Annotated in this window: 7 protein-coding genes; 6 read left to right on the top strand and 1 reads right to left on the bottom strand. The window is 70.8% G+C overall.

Features of this window, described 5'->3' with window-relative positions; translation table 11 throughout:
• The 6 genes from G3I19_RS03890 to G3I19_RS03865 all read left to right on the top strand — a co-directional run.
• Positions 1–125, top strand: a 125-nt coding sequence (locus G3I19_RS03890; RefSeq protein ID WP_203599147.1) for a homocysteine S-methyltransferase family protein, incomplete at its 5' end; no start/stop codon positions are given.
• 43 nt (positions 126–168) lie between these two features.
• Positions 169–1,650 (top strand): 3' terminal RNA ribose 2'-O-methyltransferase Hen1, encoded by a 1,482-nt coding sequence (locus G3I19_RS03885; protein ID WP_164259479.1) that lies wholly within the window; start codon positions 169–171, stop codon positions 1,648–1,650.
• A complete protein-coding gene (locus G3I19_RS03880; RefSeq protein WP_164259477.1) occupies positions 1,647–4,292 on the top strand; it encodes a polynucleotide kinase-phosphatase in 2,646 nt (881 codons plus the stop codon). The genes G3I19_RS03885 and G3I19_RS03880 overlap by 4 nt, the downstream gene beginning before the upstream one ends.
• Positions 4,293–4,438: 146 nt before the next feature.
• Entirely contained in the window at positions 4,439–5,665 is a 1,227-nt protein-coding gene (locus G3I19_RS03875) for an arginine deiminase (protein ID WP_164259476.1), read from the top strand.
• Between the two features lie 119 nt (positions 5,666–5,784).
• Positions 5,785–6,792: an ornithine carbamoyltransferase gene (gene argF / locus G3I19_RS03870; protein WP_164259474.1), complete on the top strand. Its 1,008-nt coding sequence runs from the start codon at positions 5,785–5,787 to the stop codon at positions 6,790–6,792.
• Between the two features lie 147 nt (positions 6,793–6,939).
• Positions 6,940–8,406, top strand: coding sequence for an amino acid permease (locus G3I19_RS03865; RefSeq protein WP_164259473.1), 1,467 nt, complete (start codon positions 6,940–6,942; stop codon positions 8,404–8,406).
• Here the strand turns inward: G3I19_RS03865 and G3I19_RS03860 are convergent.
• Positions 8,378–8,809, bottom strand: a complete 432-nt coding sequence (locus G3I19_RS03860) for an ATP-binding protein (protein WP_164259472.1) — start codon at positions 8,807–8,809, stop codon at positions 8,378–8,380. The two genes, G3I19_RS03865 and G3I19_RS03860, sit on opposite strands and share 29 nt — an antisense overlap.
• Between the last annotated feature and the right edge of the window lie 36 nt (positions 8,810–8,845).

Here is an 8,845-nt window from a genome sequence, read left to right as displayed (position 1 = left end):
TCGCGGCCTCGCAGGTGCGGGGCTGGGAGCAGGCCGGCGCCCGGCTGGTCGGCGGCTGCTGCCGGGTCGGCCCGGAGGAGATCGCGGACCTCGCCCGGCTCCGGACGCCGCCCCGAAGACCATGAAAACCTCTGGTCGGGCCCGGCCAACCGGGTGATACTCGGACCCGTGTTCCTGACGATCAGCACCACCGGCACCCCAGAGCGCCCCGCCACCGACCTCGGCTTCCTGCTGCACAAGCATCCCGACAAGGCGCAGGCGTTCTCCACCTCGCACGGCACGGCGCATGTCCTCTATCCGGAGGCCACCGCCGAGCGCTGCACGGCCGCGCTGCTGCTGGAGGTGGACCCGGTGGCGCTGGTGCGGCGGGGCAAGAGCAAGGGGCGCGGCGGCGCACCCGACGCGGCGCTCGCGCAGTACGTCAACGACCGGCCCTACGCCGCGTCCTCGCTGCTGTCCGTCGCCATGACCACCGTCTTCAAGAGCGCCCTGCGCGGCGTGTGCACCGCCCGCCCGGAGCGGGCCGAGACCCCGATGCCGCTGCGTATCGAGGTGCCCGCGCTGCCCGCGGGTGGCGGCCCCGGACTGGTGCACAGGCTCTTCGCCCCGCTCGGCTGGGAGCGGGTGAAGGCCGAGCCCATCGCCCTGGACGAGAAGTTCCCGGAGTGGGGCGAATCGCGGTATGTGCGGCTCGTGCTCGAAGGTGAGCTGCGGCTCGCCGACGCGCTGCGGCAGCTCTATGTGCTGCTGCCCGTCCTCGACGACGCCAAGCACTACTGGGTGGCGCCCGACGAGGTCGACAAACTGCTGCGCGCGGGTGAGGGGTGGCTGGCCGAGCACCCCGAGCAGAAGCTGATCACCAGCCGCTATCTGTCGCACCGCTGGGGACTGACCCGGCAGGCGATGGCGGCCCTGGAGCTGACACGGCTCGCGGAGGCCGACGACACCGAGGCCGAGGCGATCGACAACGCCGTCGACGAGACCACGGACACCGAGGAGAAGCCGGTACCGCTGGCCGTACGGCGCCGTGCGGCGATCCTCGACGTGCTGCGCACGGCCGGTGCCGGCCGGGTGCTCGACCTGGGCTGCGGTCAGGGCCAGCTGGTGCAGGAGCTGTTGAAGGAGGACCGTTTCACCGAGGTCGTCGGCATGGACGTCTCGATGCGCGCGCTGAACATCGCGGCCCGCAGGCTCCGGCTCGACCAGCTCGGCGAGCGCCGTGCGGCCCGGGTGAAGCTCATCCAGGGCTCCCTCTCGTACACCGACAAACGGCTCAAGCGGTACGACGCCGCGGTGCTCAGCGAGGTCATCGAGCATGTCGACCCCGAGCGGCTGCCCGCCGTCGAGTACGCGGTCTTCGGCGCCGCCAGGCCGCAGACCGTCCTGGTGACCACACCGAACGCCGAGTACAACGTCCGCTGGGAGAGCCTGCCCGCCGGACAGGTGCGCCACGGCGACCACCGCTTCGAGTGGACCCGTGAGGAGTTCCGCGGCTGGGCCGGGAAGGTGGCCGAACGGCACGGGTACGCGGTGGAGTTCAGGCCCGTGGGACCCGATGACCCCGAAGTCGGCCCGCCGACCCAGCTCGCGGTGTTCACCATGGAACCGAAATCCACCACCACGGCCCCGAAGGAGGCGAAAGCGGCATGAGCGGTACAGAAGAGAGCAGTACCGAAGAGAACGGTAGAGAAGAGAGCAGTACCGAGGACACCACCACCGGTACAGGCTCCGGGGCCGGATCCGGTGGCGCCACCGCCCGCCCGCGCATCCTCCCGGTGACCGACCTCTCCCTCGTGGTCCTCGTCGGCGCCACCGGATCGGGCAAGTCCACTTTCGCGCACCGGCACTTCAAGTCCACCGAGGTGATCTCCTCGGACTTCTGCCGCGGCCTGGTCGCCGACGACGAGAATGACCAGAGCGCCAGCGGCGACGCCTTCGACGTCCTCCATTACATAGCGGGGAAGCGGCTGGCCGCCGGACGGCTGACCGTCGTGGACGCGACCAACGTGCAGTCCGAGAGCCGTAGACAGCTGGTGCGGCTGGCGCGCGAGCACGACGTGCTGCCCATCGCGATCGTGCTCGACCTGCCCGAGGACGTGTGCGCCGAGCGCAACGCCGCACGCCCCGACCGGGCCGGTATGCCCCGCCACGTCATCCAGCGGCACCGCCGCGAACTGCGCCGCTCACTGCGCGGCCTGGAGCGCGAGGGCTTCCGCAAGGTGCACATCCTGCGCGGCGCGGCCGAGGCCGAGACGGCCGAAGTCGTCCTGGAGAAGCGGTACAACGACCTCACCCACCTCACCGGCCCCTTCGACATCATCGGCGACATCCACGGCTGCAGCTCCGAGCTGGAAACCCTGCTCACCCGCCTCGGCTACACCGACGGCGCGCACCCTGAAGGGCGTACCGCCGTCTTCGTCGGCGACCTGGTGGACCGCGGCCCGGACAGCCCTGGCGTGCTGCGCCGGGTCATGTCGATGGTCGCCGGCGGCAACGCGCTCTGTGTGCCCGGGAACCACGAGAACAAGCTCGGCCGTTACCTCAAGGGCCGCAAGGTCCAGCACAGCCACGGACTCGCCGAGACCGTCGAGCAGCTGGAGAAGGAGGACGCGAGGGACCCGGACTTCCGTGAGCGGGTACGGGAGTTCATCGACGGGCTGGTCAGCCATTACGTCCTGGACGGCGGCAAGCTCGTCGTCTGCCACGCCGGGCTGCCCGAGAAGTACCACGGCCGCACCTCCGGCCGGGTCCGCTCGCACGCGCTGTACGGCGACACGACGGGCGAGACCGACGAGTTCGGGCTGCCCGTGCGCTATCCCTGGGCCGAGGACTACCGGGGCCGCGCCGCCGTGGTCTACGGACACACCCCCGTACCGAGCACCAGCTGGATCAACAACACCCTCTGCCTGGACACCGGCGCGGTCTTCGGCGGCCGGATGACGGCGCTGCGCTGGCCCGAGCGCGAACTGGTCGACGTCCCCGCCGAGCAGGTCTGGTACGAGCCGGCCCGCCCGCTCACCACCGAGGCACCGGGCGGCCACGACGGCCGCCCGCTCGACCTCGCCGACGTCAGCGGCCGCCGGGTCGTGGAGACCAGGCACACCGGCCGGGTCGCGGTCCGTGAGGAGAACGCGGCGGCGGCGCTGGAGGTCATGAGCCGTTTCGCGGTCGACCCGCGGCTGCTCGCCTACCTGCCGCCGACGATGTCCCCCACGGGCACCTCGCATCTGGACGGCTATCTGGAACACCCCGCCGAGGCGTTCGCGCAGTACCGGTCGGACGGCGTCGCGAAGGTCGTGTGCGAGGAGAAGCACATGGGCTCCCGGGCGGTGGCCCTGGTCTGTCGGGACGCCGAAGCCGCACGTGAGCGCTTCGGGGTGACGGGGCCGACGGGTTCGCTGCACACCAGGACCGGCCGTCCCTTCTTCGACGACCCCGCCGTCACCGAGGAGATCATCGGACGGCTGCGCACCGCCGTCACCGAAGCCGGACTCTGGGACGAGCTGGGCACCGGCTGGCTGCTGCTCGACGCGGAGCTGATGCCCTGGTCGCTCAAGGCGACCGGTCTGCTCCGCAAGCAGTACGCGGCGGTGGGCGCCGCCTCACGCGCCGTCTTCCCCGGCGTCGTCGGGGCGCTGGAGGCGGCCGCGGCACGCGGTGTCGAGGTCGGCGCGCTGCTCGACGGGCAGCGCGCGAGGGCCGACGACGCGGTGGCCTTCACCGAGGCGTACCGGCGCTACTGCTGGACGACGGACGGGCTCGACGGCGTACGGCTGGCACCCTTCCAGCTGCTCGCGGCCGAGGGACGCTCGCTCGCCGGTGTGCCCCACGACGAGCAGCTGGCCTGGCTCGACCGGCTCGTCGAGCACGACCAGAGCGGGCTCCTGCGGACCACCCGCCGGCTGGTCGTCGACACGGGCGACAAGGAGTCCGTCCGGTCGGGCACCGACTGGTGGCTGGAGATGACCGGGCGCGGCGGCGAAGGCATGGTCGTCAAGCCGCTCCAGGCGCTCGTAAGGGACGCAAAGGGGCGGCTCGTCCAGCCCGGCATCAAGGTGCGCGGCCGTGAGTACCTGCGGATCATCTACGGCCCCGAGTACACCCGCCCGGACAATCTGGCCAGGCTCAGGCAGCGCTTCCTCGGCCACAAGCGCTCCCTCGCCCTGCGTGAGTACGCCCTGGGCCTGGAGGCGCTGGACCGGCTCGCCGACGGCGAACCGCTCTGGCGGATCCATGAGGCGGTCTTCGCCGTGCTGGCCCTGGAGTCGGAGCCGGTCGACCCGAGGCTCTGAACGGCGCGGCCCGCCCGAGGGCTCTGAACGGCGCATCCCGCCGGGGGCCCCGCGCCGCGCGGCCCCCGGCGGGTTGCGCGGCCACCGGACACGCCCCGCTCGTCCCTTCAGGGGTGAGCGGGGCGGACCGGGGACAGGATGGGGGGATGGGATTCCATGTCGACTCCGAGACGGGGCCGCTGCGCCGCGTCATCCTGCACAGGCCGGGTCTGGAACTGAAGCGGCTGACCCCCAGCAACAAGGACGCACTGCTCTTCGACGACGTGCTGTGGGTGCGCCGGGCCCGCCAGGAGCACGACGGCTTCGCCAATGTGCTGCGTGAGCGGGGCGTCGAGGTGCATCTCTTCGACGACCTGCTGCGGGAGTCGCTCGAGGTGCCCGAGGCCCGCACCCTCGTCCTGGACCGGGTCTTCGACGAGAAGGAGTACGGTCCGCTCGCCACCCACCATCTGCGGACGGTCTTCGACGACCTGACCGTCGGTGACCTGACCGAGGTGCTGGTCGGGGGGATGACGAAGAGGGAGTTCCTGGAGCGGTACCGCGAGCCGGTCTCGGTGCGCTTCCATGTCATGGACCTGGACGACTTCCTGCTGGACCCGCTGCCGAACCATCTGTTCACCCGGGACACATCGGCGTGGATCTACGACGGCGTCTCCATCAACGCGATGCGCTGGCCTGCCCGGCAGCGCGAGACCGTCCACTTCGAGGCGATCTACCGCCACCACCCGCTCTTCACCGGCTCGGGCGCCTTCCACCACTGGTCGCAGGGGCAGGTCGACTACCCGTCCACGATCGAGGGCGGCGACGTCCTGGTCATCGGCAACGGCGCGGTCCTGATCGGGATGAGTGAGCGGACCACCCCGCAGGCGGTGGAGATGCTGGCCCGCGGGCTCTTCGCGGCCGGCTCGGCGCGCACCATCGTGGCGCTCGACATGCCCAAGCGGCGGGCGTTCATGCACCTGGACACGGTGATGACGATGGTCGACGGCGACACCTTCACCCAGTACGCGGGGCTCGGGATGCTCCGCTCGTACACCATCGAACCGGGCGCCAGCGAGAAGGAGCTGAAGGTCACCGACCATCCGCCGGAGCGGATGCACGACGCGATCGCCGCGGCGCTGGGGCTGGGCGGTATCCGGGTGCTGACCGCGACCCAGGACGTGCACTCGGCGGAGCGCGAGCAGTGGGACGACGGCTGCAACGTCCTGGCGGTCGAGCCGGGTGTGGTCGTGGCGTACGAGCGGAACTTCACCACGAACACGCATCTGCGCAAGGAGGGCATCGAAGTCATCGAGATCCCCGGCAGCGAGCTGGGGCGGGGCAGGGGAGGGCCGCGGTGCATGAGCTGTCCGGTTCAGCGCGATGCCGTATAGTGATGCGTTCAATCGCATAGAATTCCAGCATGCGTGGATGTCAGCACGTACGGCATCCCGCACCGACCCCCGTCCCCGCTACGCGCGACCCCTCTCCGCGTGACCCAGGAGCAGCCACCATGGCGATAGACCTCGCAGGCCGCCACTTCCTCAAGGAGCTCGACTTCACCGCGGAGGAGTTCCGCGCTCTGATCGAGCTGGCCGCCGAGCTCAAGGCGGCCAAGAAGTCGGGCGCCGAAGTGCAGCGGTTGCGCGGCCGGAACATCGCCCTGATCTTCGAGAAGACCTCCACCAGGACGCGGTGCGCCTTCGAGGTGGCCGCGGCCGATCAGGGGGCGTCGACGACGTACCTCGACCCCGCGGGCTCCCAGATCGGGCACAAGGAGTCGTTCAGGGACACCGCGCGGGTGCTGGGCCGGATGTTCGACGCCATCGAATACCGCGGCGACAGCCAGCCGCAGGTGGAGGAACTCGCCGCGCACGCCGGGGTCCCCGTCTACAACGGACTCACCGACGACTGGCACCCCACCCAGATGCTGGCCGATGTGCTCACCATGACCGAGCACTGCGACAAGCCGCTGGAGCAGGTCGTCTTCGCCTACCTCGGCGACGCCCGTTTCAACATGGGCAACTCCTATCTGATCACCGGCGCGCTGCTCGGCCTCGACGTCCGGATCGCCGCACCGCGCGCCTACTGGCCCGCCGACGACATCGTGGCGCAGGCGCGGAAGCTGGCCGCGGAGAGCGGCGGGACCGTCACCCTCACCGAGGACATCACCGAGGCCGTGCAGGGCTGCGACTTCGTCGTCACCGACGTCTGGGTGTCCATGGGGGAGCCGAAGGAGGTCTGGGCCGACCGCATCGCCGCGCTCTCGCCGTACGCCGTGACGATGGACGTGCTGCGCGCCACCGGTAACCCCGGGGTCAAGTTCCTGCACTGCCTGCCCGCCTTCCACGATCTGGGGACGCGGGTCGGGCGTGAGATCCACGCGCAGTTCGGGCTGAGCGAGCTGGAGGTCACCGACGAGGTCTTCGAGTCGGAGCACTCGGTCGTCTTCGACGAGGCCGAGAACCGGATGCACACGATCAAGGCGGTGCTCGTCGCCACCCTGGCCGGTCGGGGATAGTTATACGCCCAGTTGGGTGAATATGCGGCAAGGCGGCTACTATGTCGTCCCTTGGTGGGGTCCGGGCTCGCACGCCCGGACCCCACTGTGCTGTGTGCCGCAGTGCGCGCCGCTCCGCGCACGTCCGGAAAGAGAACCCCCACCCCCATGCGCTCTCCCCGCCCCGCACGACCCCGGCCGCCCCACCGGCCGGGGCTGCGCGTCAAGTCGCCCGAACTCCTGATCGCCGAATCCGGCGCGGATCTGGAGGGGCACGGCCTCCGCCGCACCATGGGGCTCTTCCAGCTGGTCTGCTTCGGCGTCGGGGCCATCGTCGGGACCGGTATCTTCGTCGGCCTCTCCGACACCGTGGCCAAGTCCGGGCCCGCGGTCATCGTCTCGTTCGTACTCGCCGCGGTCACCTGTGTCTTCACGGCGTTCTCGTTCGCCGAGCTGGGCGGCGCGATCCCGGTGTCGGGCAGCTCGTACTCCTTCGCGTACGCCACACTCGGCGAGCGCACCGCCTTCCTGGTCGGCTGGTGTCTGCTCCTGGAGTACGGCATCTCGGTGAGCGCGGTCGCCGTCGGGTGGAGCCAGTACCTCAACGAACTGCTGAACAGCCTGGTCGGACACCAGCTGCCCGCCGTGCTCTCCAGCGGTCCGGGCGACGGCGGGGTGATCAATCTGCCGGCTGTCGTGGTGGTCGCGCTCGCCGCCGCGCTGCTGGTGCGCGGTGTCCGCGAGAGCGCCCGGGCCACCGCCGCGATGGCCGTACTGAAGATCGGCATCCTGCTGGTCTTCTGCGCGGTCGCCTTCACCGCGTTCCGGGACGGCCACCTGGTGCCGTTCGCGCCCGGCGGCGTCGGCGGCGTCACGTCCGGCGCCTCGATCGCCTTCTTCTCGTACATCGGATTCGACGCGATCACCACGGCGGGCGAGGAGGTCAGGAACCCGCGGCGCAACATCCCGCTCGCCATCATGATCTGCATCGGCATCGTCACCGTGCTCTACTGCGCGGTGGCCGTCGCGGCCATCGGCGCGTTCGGCGCGCCCGCCGTCGCCGACCGGCCCGCGGCGCTCTCGCTGATCGTCAACCAGGTCACAGGTTCGTCGGCCGGCGGCGGTGTCATCGCCTTCGGCGCGGTCGTCGCCATCGCGTCGGTGGTGCTCGCCGTGATGTACGGGCAGACCCGCATCCTGATGTCGATGTCCCGCGACGGGCTGATTCCCCCGGTCTTCGAGAAGGTCTCCCCGAAGACCTCGACGCCCGTCTCCAACACCTGGATCGTGGCGACCGTCGTCGCCGTCCCGGCCGCGTTCGCCTCGCTCGACGTCGTGGTCGACCTGACGACCATCGGGGCGCTGGCCACGATGGTGGCCGTGAATGTCGCGGTGCTCGCGCTGCGCCGCAGCCACCCCGCGCTCCCGCGCACCTTCCGGGTGCCGCTGTTCCCCGTCAGCCCGGTGCTCGGCGTCGCGTTCTGTGTGTATCTGATGTACGGGACCGGTCGGCGCACCTGGCTGGAATTCGCGCTCTTCCTGCTGGTGGGCGCGGCCGTCTACGCACTCTACGGGCGCCGCCGCTCGCGGCTCGGCGCGCGGCAGCTCAGTCCGCAGGACCCGCCGGAAGCGTGAACCAGACGGCCTTGCCGTGCTCGGTCGGGCGGTGGCCGTAGGACGAGCTGAGTGTCCGGATGAGCAGCAGGCCGCGGCCGTGCTCCTGCCAGGGGTCGGGCGGTCCGGTGGGCGGTGTCCGGATCAGATCACCGGGCGGGACCGGATCACGGTCGTGCACCTCGACCTGGCAGCCGGTGTGCAGGACCTCCACGACCAGCTCGATGGGGTCGCTGCCGAGTGTGTGCTCCACGGCGTTGGCGACCAGTTCGGACGTCAGGAGCTCGGCCGTGTCGGTGTCCGCGGCCTCCTCGCCCTCCAGGTCGGCGAGGACCGTACGGATCAGCGCACGCGCCACCGGCACCGCGGCCGCGGTGTGCGGCAGTGCGATGCGCCATGAGGCGGGGCGTGAGGTGTCCGGCACGGCTGGTGTTCCGTTCGGTGTGGAGGGGGTTGTCCT

The organism is Streptomyces sp. SID10853 (genome assembly GCF_010548145.1).
Lineage (GTDB): Bacteria > Actinomycetota > Actinomycetes > Streptomycetales > Streptomycetaceae > Streptomyces.
This window is presented reverse-complemented; position numbering and strand designations above follow the sequence as displayed.

Excerpts from the sequence above, each read along its gene's own strand:
- G3I19_RS03880 (WP_164259477.1), top strand. The coding sequence starts at position 1,647 with ATGAGCGGTACAGAAGAGAGCAGTACCGAAGAGAACGGTAGAGAAGAG.
- G3I19_RS03865 (WP_164259473.1), top strand. The coding sequence starts at position 6,940 with ATGCGCTCTCCCCGCCCCGCACGACCCCGGCCGCCCCACCGGCCGGGG.
- argF (WP_164259474.1), top strand. The coding sequence starts at position 5,785 with ATGGCGATAGACCTCGCAGGCCGCCACTTCCTCAAGGAGCTCGACTTC.
- G3I19_RS03875 (WP_164259476.1), top strand. The coding sequence starts at position 4,439 with ATGGGATTCCATGTCGACTCCGAGACGGGGCCGCTGCGCCGCGTCATC.